Annotated in this window: 18 protein-coding genes; 13 read left to right on the plus strand and 5 right to left on the minus strand. The window is 43.6% G+C overall.

The window, feature by feature from the left end; all coding sequences use genetic code 11:
* Positions 1-19 precede the first annotated feature (19 nt).
* The 3 genes from ACQY73_RS22555 to plsY all read right to left on the minus strand — a co-directional run bounded on the left by ACQY73_RS22555 (position 20) and on the right by plsY (position 3,039).
* Entirely contained in the window at positions 20-1,621 is a 1,602-nt protein-coding gene (locus ACQY73_RS22555) for a M28 family peptidase (RefSeq protein ID WP_428655233.1), read from the minus strand.
* 30 nt (positions 1,622-1,651) lie between these two features.
* Positions 1,652-2,272 carry a rhomboid family intramembrane serine protease gene (locus ACQY73_RS22560; RefSeq protein WP_428655235.1) on the minus strand — a complete coding sequence of 207 codons (621 nt, stop codon included), beginning with the start codon at positions 2,270-2,272 and terminating at the stop codon, positions 1,652-1,654.
* 125 nt (positions 2,273-2,397) lie between these two features.
* Entirely contained in the window at positions 2,398-3,039 is a 642-nt protein-coding gene (plsY, locus tag ACQY73_RS22565) for a glycerol-3-phosphate 1-O-acyltransferase PlsY (protein ID WP_428655237.1), read from the minus strand.
* Positions 3,040-3,170: 131 nt separating this feature from the next.
* Here plsY and ACQY73_RS22570 point away from each other — a divergent pair, with 131 nt between their 5' ends.
* From ACQY73_RS22570 to ACQY73_RS22590, 5 genes are all read left to right on the plus strand, one after another.
* Positions 3,171-3,881 carry an SDR family oxidoreductase gene (locus tag ACQY73_RS22570; protein ID WP_428655239.1) on the plus strand — a complete coding sequence of 237 codons (711 nt, stop codon included), beginning with the start codon at positions 3,171-3,173 and terminating at the stop codon, positions 3,879-3,881.
* An 85-nt stretch (positions 3,882-3,966) separates the two neighbouring features.
* On the plus strand, positions 3,967-4,875 hold the full coding sequence (locus ACQY73_RS22575; RefSeq protein ID WP_428655242.1) for an ROK family protein: 909 nt from the start codon (positions 3,967-3,969) through the stop codon (positions 4,873-4,875).
* A gap of 87 nt (positions 4,876-4,962) precedes the next feature.
* Positions 4,963-6,078, plus strand: a complete 1,116-nt coding sequence (locus ACQY73_RS22580; RefSeq protein ID WP_428655244.1) for a glycoside hydrolase family 130 protein — start codon at positions 4,963-4,965, stop codon at positions 6,076-6,078.
* A 56-nt stretch (positions 6,079-6,134) separates the two neighbouring features.
* A complete protein-coding gene (locus ACQY73_RS22585; protein WP_428655246.1) occupies positions 6,135-6,824 on the plus strand; it encodes a 3-keto-disaccharide hydrolase in 690 nt (229 codons plus the stop codon).
* Between the two features lie 25 nt (positions 6,825-6,849).
* On the plus strand, positions 6,850-7,725 hold the full coding sequence (locus ACQY73_RS22590) for a tyrosine-type recombinase/integrase (RefSeq protein ID WP_428668519.1): 876 nt from the start codon (positions 6,850-6,852) through the stop codon (positions 7,723-7,725).
* Positions 7,726-7,736: 11 nt separating this feature from the next.
* On the opposite strand, the gene ACQY73_RS22595 is transcribed toward ACQY73_RS22590, so the two are convergent.
* Positions 7,737-8,384: an SdpI family protein gene (locus ACQY73_RS22595; protein WP_428655248.1), complete on the minus strand. Its 648-nt coding sequence runs from the start codon at positions 8,382-8,384 to the stop codon at positions 7,737-7,739.
* Positions 8,381-8,638, minus strand: coding sequence for an autorepressor SdpR family transcription factor (locus tag ACQY73_RS22600; RefSeq protein WP_428655250.1), 258 nt, complete (start codon positions 8,636-8,638; stop codon positions 8,381-8,383). Before ACQY73_RS22600 ends, ACQY73_RS22595 begins: the two co-directional genes overlap by 4 nt.
* Before the next feature lie 173 nt (positions 8,639-8,811).
* Here ACQY73_RS22600 and ACQY73_RS22605 point away from each other — a divergent pair, with 173 nt between their 5' ends.
* From ACQY73_RS22605 to ACQY73_RS22640, 8 genes are all read left to right on the plus strand, one after another.
* Positions 8,812-10,041, plus strand: a complete 1,230-nt coding sequence (locus tag ACQY73_RS22605) for an OmpA family protein (protein ID WP_428655254.1) — start codon at positions 8,812-8,814, stop codon at positions 10,039-10,041.
* A 153-nt stretch (positions 10,042-10,194) separates the two neighbouring features.
* The gene (locus ACQY73_RS22610) at positions 10,195-10,863 is read left to right on the plus strand and encodes a CBS domain-containing protein (RefSeq protein ID WP_428655255.1); all 669 of its coding nucleotides are present in this window, start codon (positions 10,195-10,197) and stop codon (positions 10,861-10,863) included.
* 61 nt (positions 10,864-10,924) lie between these two features.
* A complete protein-coding gene (locus ACQY73_RS22615) occupies positions 10,925-11,800 on the plus strand; it encodes an NAD kinase (protein ID WP_428655258.1) in 876 nt (291 codons plus the stop codon).
* A gap of 85 nt (positions 11,801-11,885) precedes the next feature.
* Positions 11,886-12,863 (plus strand): DUF6089 family protein, encoded by a 978-nt coding sequence (locus tag ACQY73_RS22620; protein ID WP_428655260.1) that lies wholly within the window; start codon positions 11,886-11,888, stop codon positions 12,861-12,863.
* Between the two features lie 57 nt (positions 12,864-12,920).
* Positions 12,921-13,589, plus strand: a complete 669-nt coding sequence (locus ACQY73_RS22625; protein ID WP_428655262.1) for a DUF6089 family protein — start codon at positions 12,921-12,923, stop codon at positions 13,587-13,589.
* Between the two features lie 66 nt (positions 13,590-13,655).
* On the plus strand, positions 13,656-14,672 hold the full coding sequence (locus ACQY73_RS22630; RefSeq protein ID WP_428655264.1) for a dipeptide epimerase: 1,017 nt from the start codon (positions 13,656-13,658) through the stop codon (positions 14,670-14,672).
* Between the two features lie 194 nt (positions 14,673-14,866).
* On the plus strand, positions 14,867-16,141 hold the full coding sequence (locus tag ACQY73_RS22635) for a Gfo/Idh/MocA family oxidoreductase (protein WP_428655266.1): 1,275 nt from the start codon (positions 14,867-14,869) through the stop codon (positions 16,139-16,141).
* A gap of 41 nt (positions 16,142-16,182) precedes the next feature.
* Positions 16,183-19,614: a DUF1080 domain-containing protein gene (locus tag ACQY73_RS22640; protein ID WP_428655268.1), complete on the plus strand. Its 3,432-nt coding sequence runs from the start codon at positions 16,183-16,185 to the stop codon at positions 19,612-19,614.
* The last annotated feature ends 89 nt before the right edge of the window (positions 19,615-19,703 follow it).

Raw genomic sequence — 19,703 nt, forward strand, 5'->3', positions numbered from 1 at the left:
CCCTATGGATGAATGATGCTTATGGTTTATTACTGTCTACTTTAATACGTTCATCGCGGTTGGCCAGATCCCATGCCGTCTGAAACACCAATTGGACAATTTTGGATTGCTTGTCAAACATGATCTTTTCTACATCGTCGCCCGGGCGGTGATAATCTTCATGAACGCCGGTAAAATAAAAGATGACAGGCACCTTGTTCTTGGCAAAATTGTAGTGGTCGGAGCGGTAATAAAACCGATTGGGATCGCTGGGATTGTTATAGGTATAATCCAGGTTAAAATTGACCGATTTCTTATTGGCTTCTTCGCTGATGGCGTGCAATTCTGACGAAAGTTTGTCAGAACCAATAATATACACATAATTGGGATTGGATTTGTGAGCGTTGTCCACGCGTCCGATCATGTCGATATTGAGGTCACATACGGTATTTGCCAACGGAATAACAGGATTGGAAGTGTAATATTCAGAACCCCAAAGCCCTTTTTCTTCACCCGTTACGGTCATAAATACAATGCTGCGGCGTGGCCCATGCCCTTCGGCTTTTGCTTTGGCAAAGGCTTCGGCCAGTTCAAGGATAGAAACCGTTCCCGAGCCATCGTCGTCGGCACCGTTATTGATTTGGCCGTCTGCCGAAATACCGATATGATCTAAGTGAGCGGTAATGAAAATAACTTCGTCTTTTTTGTCAGTACCTTCCAAAAAGCCCAGCACATTTTCGGTCATTACGATGTTTTCTTTGCGCTCAGCTTTTACGCGGACGGTGCGCTCGGGCAGGCTGCCGGCCAAGCTTTGGCTTTTTGTAGTGATTTCTTTTTCGATTTTTGCCAGTTTCTTTTCTTTGATGTCCAATAAATCAAGCGCCATCGTGCGTGAAATGGTAAAAGCGGCAGTACCTCCGATTTTCTCGGTAGACGGTTTCATCGAAAGGCGATTGAAACGTTGGCTCATTGCACCGCGCTTGGTTACTTCTTTGGTAAAATCATCGCCCGTCAAATTCGAAACGATCAAAACATATTTTGCCCCTTTGCTTGTGGCGAGGCTGGCTTTGCGCTGCCAGGCCATGGCGTCGTTACTCCATTTTGAAGCCTTATCGTCACCCGAAAGTAAATAACTTCCGTTTTTGGCCTTAGGTTCTCCTTCGAGAATAAGCACGGCTTTACCGGTGACATCCACGTTTTTATAATCATCGTATTTATCGGATTCTATTCCGTAACCCGCAAAAATGACAGGTACTTTTTCTTCCGAAAGAACATTCAGTAATCCGCTCAGGTAAAAATCGTGTTGAAATTCATAATGCTCTTTTTCGGTAGCTAAATAGACCTCACCCCAGTTTTTCTGATAAAGCGCATAAGGTTGGAAATAAGATTTGGAACCATCTTTGTCCGTTACAATGGGTTGTAAACCAACGGATTTAAAAAAATCAGCTACGTATTTTGCCGCTTTTTTCTGTCCCCGCGAACCCGTGTCTCTTCCCTCAAGACTATCGTGAGCAATGACGCGCAGGTGGCGTTCAAGGTCTGTTGGTGTAATGCTTTGCGCGTATTGTCCTGAAACCTCTTGCGCATAGGATGCAAAAGAAATCATTCCAAAGAATAAAAGCGAAATGCGAAGTTTGTTCATGATGAAATAAAATGAAAGAATATCAAAGGATTAAAATAATCGCCAAGTGCTTATTTGTTCGAAAAAATTCGGCACAGAAGCCGGGAATAAGAGTGCCATAAAAAGAATACCGAAAATAGCTCCGTATAAGTGAGCGTCGTGGTTAACTCTTCCGCCCATTTTGCGCGATTCGTAAAAAGAGTATACCATGTACAAAGCGCCGAATAGAAAGCCGGGAATGCAAATGGCAAAATACAAACACACTTTTTGCAGAGGCGCCAGTAGAATAAACGCAAATAACAAAGCAGATACACCTCCCGAAGCACCGAGTGAGTTGTACCGACTGTCTTTACGATGTTTAAGGAATGTAGGAATATCAGAAATAACGATACCCAAAAGGTATAAAGCCAAGTAATAGATTGTGCCGCCGGAACCGAAAATGCTTCCCAAAAACATTTCCATGGCCTCGCCAAAGAAATATAAACTGAACATATTGAAGATCAAATGCCCAAAATCGGCGTGGATAAAACCCGAAGTGATGAAGCGATAATATTCATTGCGGGAAGAAACGCGAGCCGGGTTCATTACCCACTTGTCCATGAGCGAAGGATTTTGGAATGCATACCAACTGATACCGGCAGTAAGAATGATAAGAATAAGGGTAATAGACATTGTTTAGCGAGTAGTTCAAAGTGTATGGTTGCTGATTTGAACGCAAATTAGTATTCAAACGCAAACATAACGTATAATCTTTCAAACTACTATGAACTATCGGCGGTGAAGAAGCCGTAAAGTCACTATTTTCGACTTCGCCAAAGATAAACTCGGCTTTCGTTGCCTTTCAATAGACGAACAATGTTTTTTTGGTGGGTAATAACCACCACTGCAAACAGAAAAAATCCGAATACGATCAATAACGTACTGGCTTTGCCGAAAACCCCTAACAACAGCATCATCGGAAAAGCAAAAGCTGCCACAATAGAACTGAGTGATACATAGTGAGATACCAACAGTACCAATACAAAAATGGCAATACAAACGGAAGCAACCAGTGGGTCGATGGCCAAGATCATTCCAAGAGAAGTGGCAACGCCTTTGCCGCCTTTGAAGCGAACAAAAATAGGGTACAAATGCCCCAAAACAGCCGCAAAACCCAGTATTAATTTATAGGTAGGAACTTCAGAAGGCTGAATTACTTCCAAAAAAAACAGAATGCTGGCCAATTTGGTGGCTGTCCAGCCTTTTAACACGTCAATCAACAGCACGATTGTTCCGGCACGTTTGCCTAATATCCGGAATGTATTCGTTGCCCCCGCATTCCCGCTCCCAAATTTCCGAACATCGATCCCAAAATACGCTTCACCGTACCAAATGGCAGAGGGAATAGATCCCAACAGGTAAGCAGTAATAATGGCAGAACAAATGTGCCAAATATTCATTGACAAAGTGTAAGTTTTTTAAGGATTAAAAATTCTATTGGTGATCTAAAAATAGCTTTTTCTTGCAAAAAAGCCAACAAAAGTAAAACTTTATCTTGACCTTTGCTTCACGAAAATGATATTTTTTTAAGATGAACCCTCTTGTGATTGTCAGCAGCGGTACCAAAGGAATTGGCCGAGCCGTTGTAGAGCGATTTATGGCCGGTGGTTTCGACGTGGTCACTTGCGCCCGAACAGAGTCCGATTTGCGGGAACTTCAGTATAGCTTTCGGGAAAAATATCCGACGGCAAAGCTTTTTGTAAAAGCCGCCGATATGGCATTAAAAACAGATATTGAAGCATTTTTATCGTTTATTGCGTCGCTTGGTCGTCCGGTTGAAATTGTGGTCAATAACTCAGGGCTCTATGCCTTGGGGAAAATTCACGAAGCTTCAGAAGGAACTTTGGAAGAGATGATGGAAATCAACCTGTACAGTGCTCATTATTTGACAAGGGGATTAATAGATGGAATGATAGAGCGAAAAAAAGGTCACATTTTCACCCTTTGCTCTACGGCAAGTATCACGGCATATCCTAACAGCGGGGCGTATTGCGTTTCTAAATTTGCGCTTTACGGATTCACTAAAGCGCTTCGCGAAGAATTGAAAACGAAGGGAATCCGGGTGACAGCAATCTTGCCGGGAGCAACGTTTACCTCAAGTTGGGAAGGAGTAGAATTGCCTCCCGAACGATTTATAAAGGCAGAGGATGTTGCAGAAGCAATTTGGTCAGCTTATCATCTTTCGGCGGGGAGTGTAGTAGAAGAAATTTTGATACGCCCACAGTTGGGAGATATTGTTTAAGTTTAGGATTTTTGCGCGTTAAATCGCTACTTTGCACTTAGCCTTGTACTATTAACCACTAACAGATAACGATTTATAATTTAAAATGGAACAATATTTGGGTATTGACGTGGGCGGGACCAACGTCAAAATGGGTGTCGTGGACACGGAAACGGGACGAATTTCTAATTTTTATAGCCACGATACTGCCAGTTGGCGCCAATCCGGGCACTTTGAAGAACGACTTGGCGACGCAATTGCGATACAACTGCACGAATATCCAAATGTAAAGAAAGTAGGCATTGGATTACCGGGAATGATCAACCGAAACCGTACGGTTCCTTTGGAAATCACCGCCATTCCGGAAATAGATAATGTGCCGTTGGTGGAGTATTTGTCAAAACGATTTGCGGGAGTGCAATTTTTCCTTGAAAATGATGCCAACGCTGCGGCATTGGGAGAGTTTTATTTTGCTGAAGAAAAAATCAACGAAAACTATATATTCATTACGCTTGGTACCGGTGTAGGCGGTGCTGCGATCATCAACCGCAAGGTATTTGTGGGCGGCGATGGAAACGCAATGGAGCCGGGCCATGTGCCTTCGCGCAACGGAAAAGTGCTCGAACGCAACATTGGTAAGAAAGAATTGCTCGACTTAGCCAACGACATGCGTCGTACCTATAACGGCGAAACTAAATTGCCCGAAGATGGGACCATTTCTACTACCGGATTAGTGGCTGCGGCCGCAGAAGGCGATGAGTTAGCACTTCAAATCTGGACGGCTGTAGGAGAGATGTTGGGAGATGGGCTAGTGGCGATGGTTCGTATTTTGGACATTAAACTGATCCTGATCGGTGGTGGTTTGGCAGCTTCGTTTGATTATATCATTCCTGCCGTAAACAAACAACTAAACTATTGGTTGACACCGTATTACTTAAAAGACCTCGAAATAAAGCGCGCTACATTAGGGAATGATGCCGGTTTGCTCGGTGCGGCTTCGTTATGTTTTGATTAAATAGATCAAATTCATTGAATTAAGGGTTAAGGGGTTGTTTTTCAATGCTTTTAGCCCTTTATTTTTGTATTCCAACTTCTTCTTTTTATGAAAAAAATAGTACTGTTTCTGCTCTTTTCTCCCCTTGCTTTTGCCCAGAAATCACAATCGTGGATGTTGGGCCCTTTTAACAAACTGGATGCTGCCAATCCTATTTTGGAGGCAAAATCTACCACCACCTTTGCATGTCCGGTAAAAGGTGAAACAGTACATTGGGAGGAGAAAGATGTGTTTAATCCTGCCGTAGTGGTTCGTAATGGCAAAGTGTATATGGTGTACCGTGCTGAAGATAAAGTAGGTAAATATGCAGGAACATCACGTTTGGGGCTAGCGGTAAGTACTGACGGCGTTCATTTTAAAAGAATGCCCGAGCCGGTATTTTATCCCGACAACGATTTTATGAAAAAATACGAGTGGGAGGGTGGTTGTGAAGACCCGCGCATCGTGGAAACCGAAGATGGACGTTATGTCATGACCTATACTTCTTACGATGGTGATTTGGCGCGTCTCTGCGTGGCAAGCTCACGCGATTTGGTCAAGTGGCAGAAACATGGGTTGGCTTTCTCCAATTTCATCAAAGGTAACCGTGATTTTTGGTCTAAGTCGGGAGCGATTGTGTGTAAAAAAGTGGGCGATAAATTTATTGCAACCAAAATCAACGGACAATATTGGATGTATTGGGGGGACCAGGCACAACTATACGTAGCTACTTCCGATGATTTGGTGAACTGGTATCCTGCCACCAAAGCCGCTAACCCTGCGTTCAAACCACAAAATGTTTCGGATGTCAATTGTGTGCCTGTAGCGGCTACGCGCAATGGCAAACATGATTCGCGTTTGCTGGAGTCAGGGCCGCCCGCTTTTTTGACCAAAAACGGTATTGTACTTATTTATAATGGAATGAATTATGCCCAAACCGGAGACCCCAATCTGCCCGAAGGAGCGTATGCTGCGGGGCAGTTCCTGTTTGATGCTGAAAACCCTGTTCAATTAAAAGAACGGTCGGAGAATTATTTTATTAAACCTGATAAACCATACGAAATAACGGGCCAAATCAATCAGGTATGCTTTGTGGAAGGGTTGGCGTCGTACAAAGGCAAATGGTTTTTGTATTATGGTACGGCTGATTCTAAAATTGCGGTGGCGGTAGCTCGTCAAAAATGAGTAAATTGAAACCATGTATTCCCTTTTTCCTTAAAACTAAAACCAATCAATTGCACATGAAAAGTATTCGCATTTTGACGAGTGCCCTTTTAATGGGTGTTGTTACTTTCTCTCACGCTTCTAAACCCGGGCCGTGGAAAAATCTGTTTGACGGCAAGACCACTGCAGGATGGCATAGCTACGGCAAAACAGGCACAAGTGGCTGGATGGTGATGGGTGGTTCATTGATGACACACGGCAAATCCGGCAATCTGGTGACTGACGCTGATTTCGAAAGTTTTGAACTTGAATTTGAATTTAAGATAAACCCTAAAGGTAATAGCGGAGTAATCTATAAAGTTGTTGAAGATCCAAATAACCCACCCTATCATTCAGGCCCTGAATATCAGGTGATTGACGATGAAGGCTATCCGCCGTTTAATGATAACGGCAAAATGGTCAAAATCAATGATAAACAAAAAACGGCTGCCAACTATGACATGCAGGCGCCAAGTAAGTTTGTGAGCAAGCCCGTTGGTGAATGGAATAAAGCAAAGATCGTAGTAAATGGCAATCATATTGAACATTGGCTCAACGGCGTTAAAGTAGTGGAATATGAATATGGCAGTGCCGCGTGGAAAGAGCAATTGGCCAAAAGTAAATTCACTAAATGGCCTTACGCTACTCCTCATGCAAAAGGAAAAATTGCCCTTCAGGATCACGGTGACGAAGCGTGGTACAAAAACATGAGAATCAGAACGTTGTAATAACCTGAATTCGACACCAAAAATGATGATCGACCAATTTCTCCAACACATTACGCACGAAAAGCGGCTCAGTGTACACACGCTGACGGCGTATAAGAATGATTTGGAGCAATTCGGCGAGTTTTTGGATAAAACATACAACCTCAAAGAACTTCAGAAGGCCGACTTTCGCATGGTGCGGGGTTGGGCGGTAAGTTTGGTAGAGGCAGAATTGCACCACCGCAGCGTGAACCGAAAATTGGCCACGCTGCGGTCTTTTTATGGGTATTTGGTACGCTGTAAAGTGATTCCGGTGAATCCAACGCAACGAGTGTCGGCACTGAAAACTGATAAACCACTGCCTCAATTTGTCGAAGAAAAAAGCCTTTTAGTGCTTTTTGAAGAGATGGAGTTTACGCCGGATTTTGAAGGAATCCGCGACCGTTTGATCTTGGAACTTCTTTATGGAACAGGAATGCGTTTAGCGGAATTACTCACGCTGAAAGATCAGGACATCAACTACTATGACCTCACGCTGAAAGTAGAAGGCAAACGAAGTAAGCAACGAATTGTTCCTATTTATAAAAATTTAGCCGATCTTATAAAGAAATACCAAAGCAGCAAAGAAGAGCAATTTCCGGGAACCAACATCTTAATTTTGACCAATAAAGGTGAGCCTGCGTATCCGATTCTTGTTCAACGAATTGTAAAAAAATACCTTTCGGCCGTCACTTCCCTTCAAAAACGCAGCCCGCACGTACTGCGCCATACCTTCGCTACCCATTTGCTCAACAACGGTGCCGACCTAAATTCCATCAAAGATTTGCTGGGACACAGCAGTTTGGCAGCAACGCAGGTTTATACCCACAATTCCATTGAAAAACTGAAAAAGATTTTCAAGCAATCTCACCCTAAAGCATAGAAAAGGCGTTTTTAGGCTTTTTGCTCCTGTCGATATACCCGATAAGAATACACAACGATCCAGAGGGTGGTAGTCAAAATCAAGGATAAGGTCCAAATAGTTTTCCATAGATCAGGTAGCCAAACTACGACCAAAGCGCCGATAATTCCCATGGCAAAAAACAGTTTGCTCCCGAGTTGATGGGTTTTGCGCCAAACCGTTTCGCTTTCAAGCGTCCAAGGAGTACGGATTCCTACAAAATAGTTGGATTTGATGGTGTTGAGATAATTTCCTATTCCTGCCAGTAGTAGAAATACACCCACAAAAACTACGTTCATAAAAATCCCGCTTATCTTTTGCTCAATGGCCGAGCGGATGATCAACATCTGAATGGCTCCAAAAAAAGTAAGCACCACCAAAATCAATTTTGGGTAATGCTCTGATAAACTGGCTTGATTAAGCCGAGGATCCAAATGAGGTACGTAGCGCATCAGAAAATACAGCCCTACAGAAACAACGCTCAGGATCGCTAATGTCCATTTAGGACCAAAACCGTTAGGTTTTCCACTTACACCAAAATGCGTGGGAACAATATCAGGCAATTGATTCCAAACAACAGCTAAATAGATCAAAGGGGCGACTATGGCAGCCCACATCAGGTATTCAAGCGATTTCTTCATGGTTTTTTAAGGGTAAATATCCACGTTAACAGTTCATCTAAAACGGTAGTATTGAGCGAATAATAAATAAATTGTCCCTGTTTATCAGCCGTAACCAGTTCGGCCTGCTTTAATAAATCCAAGTGATGAGAAATGCTGGGTTTGGTCATGTCAAATCTATCGGCTATTTCCCCCGCCGTAAAATCCTTCTCTCGTAATATCTCGAGAATTCTTCTTCGGGTGGGGTCATTAAGAGCTCTAAAAAGAATATTCATGTAATTTAAATAGTTAGACAAATATCTAAATACATTTTGTAATTTTCAAAATTTTTCATTTAATTAGTCAAATCAGCACCATTGAACAGTAATTTATTAACTATTTTTAACACAATTCTCGCACTAATCGCTGTTTGGTTGCGTTATTTCGGGCAAGATTCTCTCATCTGACCATGAAACGATTACGATACTTTTTAGGCTTATTTCTGTTGCTTTCCATTGAAACCTTTGCGCAGAAACTTACTACTTTGAGTCCTTATGTTGAGAAGCAATCTCAATATTATGTTAATATCACCAAAGTGGAATTGACCAATGATTATACAATTCTCTATTTTACGCTTGATTTCAATACTGCGGCACGTCCGCGATCATTGGAAGATATCATTTTGGGTAATCGTACTACACCTGACATAATTGAAATTGACCCCAATTGCCGATTGTACGAACCGGGCAATGCAAGCCGAAAATTTCGATTTATCAAGGCAGAAGGAATTCCTGTTGCTCCACAAACGCGTAAAATATATCAGGGAGATGTTGTAAAATTTGTTGTCTATTTTGAACGACTGGATCCCGGAATAGAAGAGTTTGATATGTATGAAGGACAAGACCAGGGAACCAGAAAGTTTTGGAATTATTTTGGTGTCCATATCCGAAATCCGAAACGTCCATTACCTAAAAAGCAGCCTGTTCCCGAACCTAAAAACGCAGAACCGCCGGTTGTAGCCGAAGCTCCTAAAGAAACTCCGTTGCCTACAGAACCAAAAAAAGAGTCTGCACCACAGTTGGTTACGTTGCGTGGTACGGTTATTGATGCTAAAACAAAACAACCCATTGCGGCAAAAATCACTTATTTGCTTCCCGGAGGTGATAATGGATTGGATTCAATGCAGTTATCGGCTTCTTCGGGGCGATTTAAACTGAATCTGGATGCCGGAAATAAATACGCTTATGTAGCAACGGCTAAAGGTCATTTCCCGACGAGTGGTGCGTTTGATTTGACGCAGGCCAAAGGAGGGCAGGAAGTAGAAAATGAAATTGTACTGAATCCGGTTGCTGTAGGAGAAGCCATTACGCTCAATAACATCTATTTTGATATTTCTAAATTCGATTTATTGCCTTCTTCTTTCGCCGAAATGGATCGCCTTACACAACTCATGCGTGAAAATCCAAACATGGAAATAAAGGTAGAAGGGCATACTGATAATTTAGGTGATTTTGATAAGAATGTTGAACTTTCTCAGAATCGGGCTAATGCAGTTAAAAAATACCTGGTCAGCAAAGGCATTGACGCTCAACGTATTGAAGCCAAAGGTTTAGGCCCGACGCGCCCGGTGACCAAAGGAACCTCCGAAAGTGAGCGCCGTCGGAACCGGCGCGTCGAATTTGTCGTTGTTAAGATGTAAATTCATTGAAAATTAGTTGCTTATATCATATTTGAAAAAGCCGGAAATTGCTGTTTTTTGTTTTAATACGGATTCAACGTCAATAAAATCTTGCAATATTCTTGGAAACTTTAAATAACTTTTCTAAGTTTTCAGAAAAATCACACATCAAACATGCTGGCCGAAGAACTTATCAACCCCGCTACCCCCGTTTTACGACCTTATGACTCGGTTGGGCAAGCTGTTGACTTAATGGATGAATACGGCATTCGGCAATTGGCTTTAGTGGAAGATGAAGTATATAAAGGGCTTTTAAGTGAAGACACACTGTTGAGTTTTCCGGACGATGAAAAGCTGCTTTCTGAACTTAATTTACCGCCTAATCCTGTCCACGCTAATTTATTTCAGCACATTTATGAAGTTATGGGCATTGCCAACCAATATCAATTAGATACCGTTCCGGTGTTGGATGAAGACAATCTCTACGCCGGGACAATTGTTGTAAGTGATATGTTGGCTAAGTTTGCCGGATTGTTAGGAACGCAGGAAGTAGGAGCAGTGGTAGTACTCAAAATGTCTAATCGGGATTATTCCATGACCGATATAAGTCGCTTGGTAGAATCTAATAACGCAAAAATAATCAGCAGCTATTTTTCAGGCGCTGAATATGGTGCTGTCGACCAAGCTACGCTGACGCTTAAACTCAACCGCACAGAAGTATCAGCGGTGGTGGCAACCCTTGAGCGTTTTGGATACGTGGTTGAAAATGTCTACGCCAATGAACCGCTTGAAAACCCTGACCGCCATCGTCTGGATTTATTACTGCGGTATTTGGAAACCTAGGCGCTGACTTAAATAGGATTATTATACCTTTGCGTCCAAATCTTTCCCCGAAGCGATACCAATGAAAATCGCCATCCACGGACGCAGTTTTACAACCGACACGCAGCCTTACGTACAGGCCTTTTTCGACATTCTGAAGAGCAGGCAAATAGAACTTTCTATTTCATCTTCGTTTTATTCTTTTTTGCTTAGTGCCGGTGTCGATCCTTACACCGAAAAAAACTACCCCCATCCACACGGCGCTCCCGATGCTGATTTTATTTTCAGTATTGGTGGCGATGGTACACTGTTGGAAGCTGTGATGCAGTCGCGTTCGCGTCAAATTCCCATTTTGGGGATCAATACGGGGCGTCTTGGTTTTTTGGCGACGGTCTCTCCTCCTATGATCAATGATTCTCTGGAGGCACTTTTTCAGGGGAACTTCCAAACGGAAGACCGCACGTTAGTAAGCTTATTGTCGAATACAGACCTGTTTGAGGACTACAATTTTGCCCTAAACGATTTCACCATTACCAAAACAGACACCTCTTCCATGATTACGGTACATGCCTATCTGGATGGGGAGTTTCTGAATTCTTACTGGGCAGATGGTCTGATTATTTCAACGCCGACGGGTTCAACGGGTTATTCATTAAGTTGCGGCGGCCCGGTCGTATTGCCAACCAATGATGTGTTTGTCATCACACCCATCAGCCCGCACAATCTAAATGTGCGCCCCATGATTATTCCCGATATAAGCAAATTAAGTTTTCGGGTAGAAAGCCGAAGCAGCAACTTTCTGGTCTCTCTGGATTCGCGCTTTCGTATTGTAGACTCCACTGTTACCTTAATGGTTAAGAAAGAACTGTTTAAGGCACGTTTGGTAAAATTGAGTCAGGATAATTTTGTGCAGACATTACGTACCAAATTACATTGGGGATTAGATGCCCGAAACTAATTCTCGGCGCGATTTTTGTAGCGCCATTCAATAAAAACATTCATTTAAGCGTTGATTCAGAGTCACGCATAAATCAGTAAAGCGAATGAAATTCAAGATACTTGTCGGCACTGTGTTGTTTACGCTACTAGTGACGTATACCTCCGAAGCCCAACGTCGTAAAACTCCTTTTGAACAGTACTCAACGGTGAGTTTTGGATTAGGAACTTCCAGCTATATAGGTGAATTAGCTCCGGTCCGTACTCCTGTCCAAACTGTATTTAAAATGATGCGTTGGAATGTCAATGCAGGCTATACAAGACACTTTACACCACATTTGGCGGCCAGGCTGGGATTTACATGGGCACGACTTATCGGTGATGATGAGTATTACAATCGAGGAGGAAAGCCGTTCCCTAATTTTTATGTACGGAACCTGCATTTTCGTAATGATGTCAAAGAATTTAGTGCAGTTGGTATTTTTAAGTTTCGAGGTGATGGCAGAAGCCCTAACCGAAGAGCTGCATTTAGTCCCTATTTGTTTGGTGGGATCGCGGTATTGGCTCATAACCCAAAAGCCAAAACGCCACTATCTCCCGAATATGACAATAATTGGGTCGCACTTCAACCACTCGGAACTGAAGGACAAGGACAACCCGGGTATGCCAAACCTTATTCATTAGTGACATATTCTATTCCATTTGGATTGGGCTTTACGTGGAAAATAAATGAAAATTGGAATGTTAGTGCTGAAGGAGGGTTTCGTTTGGTAGGTTCCGATTATTTGGATGATATAGGTGGATTTTTTCCGGATCCTGCGGTGCTGAAAAATGATTTAGCACGTGCTATGTCTAATCGTACAAATGAGCCCATAGCGGCGCGTACCGGAAGAGATCGTACAGATATAGTAAGAAGTATTGTCTATCCTAATGAACCATCCATTGATCCCTTTGCAACAAATCCTTTATCGGGTTGGGCTCAAGGAGACCCTAGAGGTGGCGGTAAAAACGATGCATATCTTTTATCCAGTATCACGGTAAGTTATGTGTTGCCTTCTAAAATTAAGTGCCCTCCGCTTCGTTAATGATATGAAGTTTAAAGTAAAGAAATAGCAATTGTGAACAGCAAATACCGACTTTTTTTGATTGGCTTCCTTTTGGGAGCCTTTTGTTTACAGGTTAAAGCGCAACGTATCAATATCGGTGCAGGCTTGGGTGGATTTAATTACAAAGGTGACTTGTCGCCGGCGTTCAATCCTCGAAACTATCTTCCCGGAGGGCATCTGCTTTTCAGATACAATGTCAGTCCGGCGGTTTCATTGCGGGTTGGAGGTAACTTTGGAGTGGTAGGGGCGAAGGACAGCCGTTCGTCAGACCCTTTTAATCAGGCACGTAATGCCTCTTTTCGTTCTTCTATATTGGAGGGGGATTTGATTACTGAATACAATTTTTTGAATTATTCGCAAAAACGGAAAGCGAAAAATTGGACACCGTACCTTTTTGGAGGATTGGGGTTTTACAAATTCAAGCCCCGAACCAAAACAGCTGATTATAAAACCGCACAGATGAATATTCCCTTTGGTGCCGGCGTAAAATGGGAATTTAAACGTCCGTGGAGCCTCGAATTTGAATTTGGGACGCGTAAATTATTCACGGATTATCTGGACGATCTTGGAGATAATGTGCCCATTTCTCAAAAGACCCGATTGGGAAATCCTACCACCAAGGACATGTATTATTATACGTCTATTACGCTTAGTTATACGTTTTATTCCATTATTTGCCCACCCGGTTTTTCGAATGATTATTAAGGCAAATCGGCAGTTGATATCCGTTTGAGGTGTATATTTACGGGTACTGTTTTTCGGTTTAGGTCTATGCAACTCTTTTTTCACCGCTTCGATTTACGTCTTCGTCATACATTTACCATTGCCCATGATTCGCGGGATGTGCAACCTACATTGGTTGTAGAATTGCGCGATGGGGCGCTAAGAGGATTTGGTGAAGCTACTTCCAATAAGTATTACGGCATTACCATAGATGGTATGGTGGACGCCTTGGAAAACATTCGCGAACGTATCGAAAGTTATGATTTAAAATCGCCCGAAGAATTTTGGGCTTTTATACATCCTTTTCTTCAAGATAATCCCTTTGCTCAATGTGCGTTGGATGAAGCGGCAAACGACCTATGGGCAAAAAAACGACACCGGAAATTATACGAAGCTTGGGGACTTTCCGCTGAAGCTATTCCAATGACCAATTATACCATTGGCATAGACACGGTAGAAAAAATGGTCGCGAAAATGAAAGAATTACCTTGGCCTATCTATAAAATTAAGCTCGGCACTGCTGACGATTTAGCAATCATTAAAGAACTTCGAAAACATACCGACGCCGTCTTTCGCGTAGATGCCAACTGTGCCTGGACAGCCGACCAAGCTATCCGGTTGAGTCATGAATTAAAGGCGCTGGGCGTTGAGTTCATTGAGCAACCCCTCAAAGCAGAAGATTGGGAAGGTATGAAGCGCGTTTTTGAGAAAAGTGCTCTCCCTTGCATTGCCGATGAAAGCTGCATTGTGGAAGCGGATGTTTTGAAATGTCACGGATACTTTCATGGAGTTAATGTAAAACTGACCAAATGCGGTGGCCTTACGCCCGCTCGCCGAATGCTCAACGAGGCAAAATCATTGGGAATGAAAACCATGGTTGGCTGTATGAACGAAACAAGCGTAGGAATTTCGTCCATTGCCCATTTACTCCCCCTGCTGGATTACGTCGATATGGATGGCACACTTCTTATTGCCAATGACCCTGCTACAGGCGTAACATTCGATTATGGAAAAGTAGTTTTTGCTTCAGAAAATGGAACCGGGGCTGCGCTTACTCAGGAATAGTGCCCGAAGGTTACTTTATATGCTATAAGCTTAGTACATTTTGGTTTATAAGCAGTATTCTTCTCAAAGAAGTGTAGTGTTTTGTATTAGTAAGTATTTTGATCAAATCAACGCTTATTTTTAAGAAAAATGAGTAATGATGGCCTGTTATTAACTTATCAACTAAAGGTAAAAAGTATATCTGCAACTGCTTTATGAAAGAAAATATACCTGTTTCTAACTCCAGAAGAAAATTTATTAAAGGTTCGTTGGCTACGCTGGCCACCTTTTCGATTGTGCCGCGCCACGTATTGGGAAAAGGCTATTTGGCTCCCAGTGACCAACTCACGAAAGCTATTGTAGGCGTAGGCGGTATGGGAAGAGGACACATTCCCTACGCCGGTACCAAAGTGGTGGCCATTTGTGACGTAGATAAACGCCATCTGAAACTGGCTCTTGATCAGTTGGAACCGGGCGTAAAAACCTTCTCCGATTATCGTGAATTGATTCAACTTCCCGAAGTGGACATTGTGCACGTAGCTACGCCACCGCATTGGCACGGGATCATTGCCGCTGACGCTGCCAGGGCGGGCAAAGATGTTTGGTGTGAAAAACCCATGACCCGTACTATTGGCGAAGGCAAAAGACTGGTGGAGGCCGTTCAACAACATGGTCGTATTTTTAGATTGAATACGTGGTTCCGGTTTGAATCCAATTTCTATGGGATGAATACAACCGTAAAACCCATCAAAAAACTCGTTGAAAGTGGATTGCTCGGCTGGCCGCTTAAAGTGACCGTGAGCCGCCATACAGGGTTTGACTGGAAATTTTATTGGGTCGGAAAAACGAATCTCCAACCTGAGCCGATTCCGGCCGAATTGGATTATGATATGTGGCTCGGACCTGCCCAATATAAACCTTACAGTGAGCACCGCACACATGGCACATTCCGAGGGTATTGGGATTACGATGGCGGTGGCTTGGGCGATATGGGACAGCATTACCTAGACCCGATTCAGTATTTCTTAGGAAAAGATGATACGAGCCCTATCAGTGTAGAAATTGATGCGCCGCAACAACACACTGATGCCGTTGGTACATGGCGCCGCATCGAATATACCTATGCCGACGGTTGTAAGATCATTCTTGACGGAGAAGGTAAAGATGAAAACATCCCATACATCGAAGGCCCGAAAGGTAAATTGTATCCTAATTTCCGCTCCGATATTCCTGATCTGGAAAAGAAACTTGCCACTTTTCCTGACTCTGAGCCACAGGTAACGGATTTTGCAGAAGCGGTCAGAAAGCGTCAGAAGTTTGCGTTGAATGAAGAAAACGGACACCGTTCCTGTACAATTGTTAATATGGGATTGGCGGCTTTGCGTTTAGGTCGCTCGCTGAAATACGACCCCGTTAAGCAATTGTTTGTTGACGATGAAGGCGCCAATCGCCTGATTGACCAACCTATGCGCGGACCGTGGACGATCTAATAATCAAGTGAATCAGCGAATATTATCTATTTTCGGAATTTATGAAAAAAATACAACATATACTTATTGCACTTTTGGTAAGCGGGGCGATGGCTGTAGCGCAGGTCGATAGCCGCGTTACTACGGTTTTGGGTCAATTGCCTGCACAAAATGCCAAGCAATCTCAAAAAAATATGGATGATATGGCAGCGCTGGGTAAATCCGGCATTGTTCAAATAGCCTCTATGTTAGTGCCTTCAGCTAAAGGGAATAATGCAAAAGTACAATACGCCATTGGCGGTTTTACGAATTTTGTTACGCAAAGCGGCAAAGAAGAATTACGTAAAATGGCAGCGGAAGCTTACGCAGAAGCCTTGGGTAAAGTAACCGACAAAGACAATCAGGCCTTTCTTATTTTTCAACTTCAACAGGTAGGTAAAGAGGAAAGCGTTACGCCAATTTCATCCTATTTGAACGATGAAAAACTAAGCGGCCCTGCGGCAAGAGCATTGGCGAGAATAGGCACAATTTCGGCAAGTCAAGCACTATTAAAAGCCTTATCGGGGGCTTCAGGTGAGGCTCAAATTTCCATTATTGAAGCTCTGGGCGACAGTCATTTTACCGAAGCGGCTTCGACCATTGAAAAGTTAGCGGCAAGTGCTGACCTAAAGACCCGAAAAGTAGCCTTGTATGCGTTGGCAAACATCGGTGCTCCATCCTCTGAGAATACATTGATGAGTGCCGCCGCGAAGGCTTCTTATGGCTATGATGAAGCAAATGCAACGTCTTCTTATCTTACGTATTTAGGGCGTTTAATCGAAAACGGTAATAAAGCACTTACTATAAAAGCGGCGAATGCCTTGCTGAAAAATACGCCTGACACCAAGCAAATTCCCACGCGATCAGCAGCGTTGAAATTATTGGCGGATGCACAGGGCGCGGCAAGCGTTCCTACATTGATCAAAGCATTGGAAAGCCCTGAGATCACATACCGTGTAGCGGCGTTGAAATATGCGCAAAAATATACCACTCCGGCCACAACGGGGCTTTGGCTGAAAGCGTTGCCTGCACTCAAACCCGTTGCCCAAGCAGAGGTCATCGGTATGTTGGGACGGTCAGATGCTAAATCGGCATTGCCTGTTATTCTCAAAAATCTGATCAACAAAGAAAGCAATGTAAAAATGGCTGCTATCCAAGCCGCCGGTAAGATTGGACAGCAAAGTGTTTTGAATAATTTGTTGGGCATCATGAAAAAAGGCACTGCTGACGAGGTGACCGCCGTTAAAAATGCGCTGCTCATCATGAAAGGCGATAAGGTGGTAGATCAAGTTGCCAATGCACTTCCTGCCATGCCTGTAAGCGCACAATCTGCGTTGCTTGAAGTATTGGCGGCGCGGGCGGCTGACAGTAAAATAGACGTTGTATTGGCACAGTTGAAAAGCAAGGATGCTAATGTAAAAGCTGCTGCTTTTACGGCACTTAAAGGCGTTTCGGTGACGAAAGATATGCCTGTCTTGGTTAGTTTATTGAACAGCCTCTCAACGCCTCAGGAAGTGCTGGCTACACAGGAAGCGATAACAGCCGTTTTAAAAAATACAGGAGATGTGGCTCAGCGAACCAATGTAGTGTTGGAACAGATCGCTGCTGCTCCTGCAGACAGGAAATCAAACTATCTGCGTATTTTGGCCAATATTGGCGGTAAAAAAGCCTTGTCTACCGTAACTGCTGCTTTTTCTAACGGGGATGCCGCTACTCAAAATGTTGCGTTGAACGCACTTTCCAATTGGGTAGATGCAAGTGCTGCCCCTGAATTGTATAAAATCGGAAAAAGCACCGCCGATGCCGGCTACCTTGACCAAGCGGTCAGCGGTTATCTTAAAGCGGTCAATCGCGTAAATCAAACGCCTACGCAAAAAGTGTTGACGCTTCGCAAAGCGTTGGATATCTCGAAAACGGTAGCCCAGAAAGAAAGTATTTTAAAAGAATTGGTTCGTAATCGGACGTTCAACGCGTTGATGCTGGCAGGTAATTATCTGGACGATACGCAATTGCAACAAACGGCCGCTCAAATTGTTATCAACAGCGCTTTGGCCAACAAAGATTTTCAGGGCGATGCTGTGCGCCAATTGCTGACCAAGTCAATGAATGTGATAACTAACGAAGCCCAAAAAGAAACTGTTCGGAAGCATTTAGCAGACATGCCTGCGGGCGATGGCTTTGTTTCACTATTCAATGGCAAAGACTTAACGGGTTGGAAAGGATTGGTCGCTAACCCCGTTGTTCGTGCGAAAATGCACCCCGATACGCTTGTTGCTAAACAGAAAAAAGCCGACGAGGTCATGAAAAAAGGGTGGTACGCCAAAGATGGTGAACTCATATTTACCGGACATGGCGACAATCTTTGTACCGTCAAAAAGTACGGTGATTTTGAAATGTACGTGGATTGGCGCATCGAACCCAAAGGTGATGCAGGTATTTATCTGCGTGGTTCGCCGCAGGTTCAGGTATGGGATACCTCACGCGTGGAAGTTGGCGCACAGGTAGGTTCCGGCGGATTGTACAATAACCAAAAGAACCCAAGCAAACCGCTTAAATTGGCCGATAACGCCATCGGTGATTGGAATACGTTTTATATCATGATGAAAGGCGACCGCGTAACGGTGCGTCTCAACGGTGAATTGGTGGTAGATAACGTCATTTTGGAAAACTATTGGGACCGTAAGCAACCGATCTTCCCAATGGAACAATTGGAACTTCAGGCTCACGGTACACTCGTAGCGTACCGCGATATTTATGTGCGGGAGTTGCCTCAGACGAAACCATTTGTTTTAAGCGATCAGGAAAAACAGGAGAATTTTAAAGTGCTGTTTGACGGAACAAACATGTTTGAATGGACGGGAAATACCACTGATTATATTACAGAAGATGGGGCAATGGTCGTTTATCCCAACCGTGGCGGCAAAGGCAATCTTTACACCAAAGATGAATACAGTGATTTTGAGTTTCGCTTTGAGTTCATGCTGACGCCCGGTTCAAACAACGGGTTGGGTATTCGGGCGCCGCTTACCGGCGACGCGGCCTACGTAGGAACCGAATTACAGATTCTGGACAATGAGGCTGATATCTATAAGAACCTACAGCCGTATCAATACCACGGCTCAGCATATGGTATCATCCCGGCCAAACGCGGCTACCTCAAACCTGTGGGCGAGTGGAACTATCAGGAAGTAGTGGTCAAAGGTTCAAAAGTAAAAGTAACGCTCAATGGTACGGTGATTTTGGACGGTGATTTGGCCGAAGCGTCCAAAAATGGCACGGCTGATCACCGCGAGCATCCCGGGCTTAGTCGCACGTCGGGGTATATTGGGTTTCTGGGGCATGGGGACGTGGTACGTTTCAGAAATATCCGTATCAAAGATCTGACGATCCCGCCACCTCCGCCACCTGTAGAGCAGGAGAAAGTGATTGAGACGAAAAAGAAACGCAAAAAATAGCATTGGTGAAGAACAAAAAAGGAGAAGCGATAAACTTCTCCTTTTTTGTTCTTCATTTTGAGTGCTTTTACATAAAGATTTTTATTGGA

It is taken from the genome of Runella sp. (assembly GCF_965279615.1).
In the GTDB taxonomy this organism is placed as follows: domain Bacteria; phylum Bacteroidota; class Bacteroidia; order Cytophagales; family Spirosomataceae; genus Runella.

Coding starts and splice junctions, on each gene's coding strand:
- ACQY73_RS22600 (WP_428655250.1), bottom strand. CDS start 8,638: ATGAATATTCTTTTTAGAGCTCTTAATGACCCCACCCGAAGAAGAATT.
- ACQY73_RS22610 (WP_428655255.1), top strand. CDS start 10,195: ATGCTGGCCGAAGAACTTATCAACCCCGCTACCCCCGTTTTACGACCT.
- ACQY73_RS22640 (WP_428655268.1), top strand. CDS start 16,183: ATGAAAAAAATACAACATATACTTATTGCACTTTTGGTAAGCGGGGCG.
- ACQY73_RS22630 (WP_428655264.1), top strand. CDS start 13,656: ATGCAACTCTTTTTTCACCGCTTCGATTTACGTCTTCGTCATACATTT.
- ACQY73_RS22560 (WP_428655235.1), bottom strand. CDS start 2,272: ATGTCTATTACCCTTATTCTTATCATTCTTACTGCCGGTATCAGTTGG.
- ACQY73_RS22595 (WP_428655248.1), bottom strand. CDS start 8,384: ATGAAGAAATCGCTTGAATACCTGATGTGGGCTGCCATAGTCGCCCCT.
- ACQY73_RS22570 (WP_428655239.1), top strand. CDS start 3,171: ATGAACCCTCTTGTGATTGTCAGCAGCGGTACCAAAGGAATTGGCCGA.
- ACQY73_RS22590 (WP_428668519.1), top strand. CDS start 6,850: ATGATCGACCAATTTCTCCAACACATTACGCACGAAAAGCGGCTCAGT.
- ACQY73_RS22575 (WP_428655242.1), top strand. CDS start 3,967: ATGGAACAATATTTGGGTATTGACGTGGGCGGGACCAACGTCAAAATG.
- ACQY73_RS22555 (WP_428655233.1), bottom strand. CDS start 1,621: ATGAACAAACTTCGCATTTCGCTTTTATTCTTTGGAATGATTTCTTTT.
- ACQY73_RS22580 (WP_428655244.1), top strand. CDS start 4,963: ATGAAAAAAATAGTACTGTTTCTGCTCTTTTCTCCCCTTGCTTTTGCC.
- ACQY73_RS22615 (WP_428655258.1), top strand. CDS start 10,925: ATGAAAATCGCCATCCACGGACGCAGTTTTACAACCGACACGCAGCCT.
- ACQY73_RS22585 (WP_428655246.1), top strand. CDS start 6,135: ATGAAAAGTATTCGCATTTTGACGAGTGCCCTTTTAATGGGTGTTGTT.
- ACQY73_RS22635 (WP_428655266.1), top strand. CDS start 14,867: ATGAAAGAAAATATACCTGTTTCTAACTCCAGAAGAAAATTTATTAAA.
- ACQY73_RS22620 (WP_428655260.1), top strand. CDS start 11,886: ATGAAATTCAAGATACTTGTCGGCACTGTGTTGTTTACGCTACTAGTG.
- ACQY73_RS22605 (WP_428655254.1), top strand. CDS start 8,812: ATGAAACGATTACGATACTTTTTAGGCTTATTTCTGTTGCTTTCCATT.
- plsY (WP_428655237.1), bottom strand. CDS start 3,039: ATGAATATTTGGCACATTTGTTCTGCCATTATTACTGCTTACCTGTTG.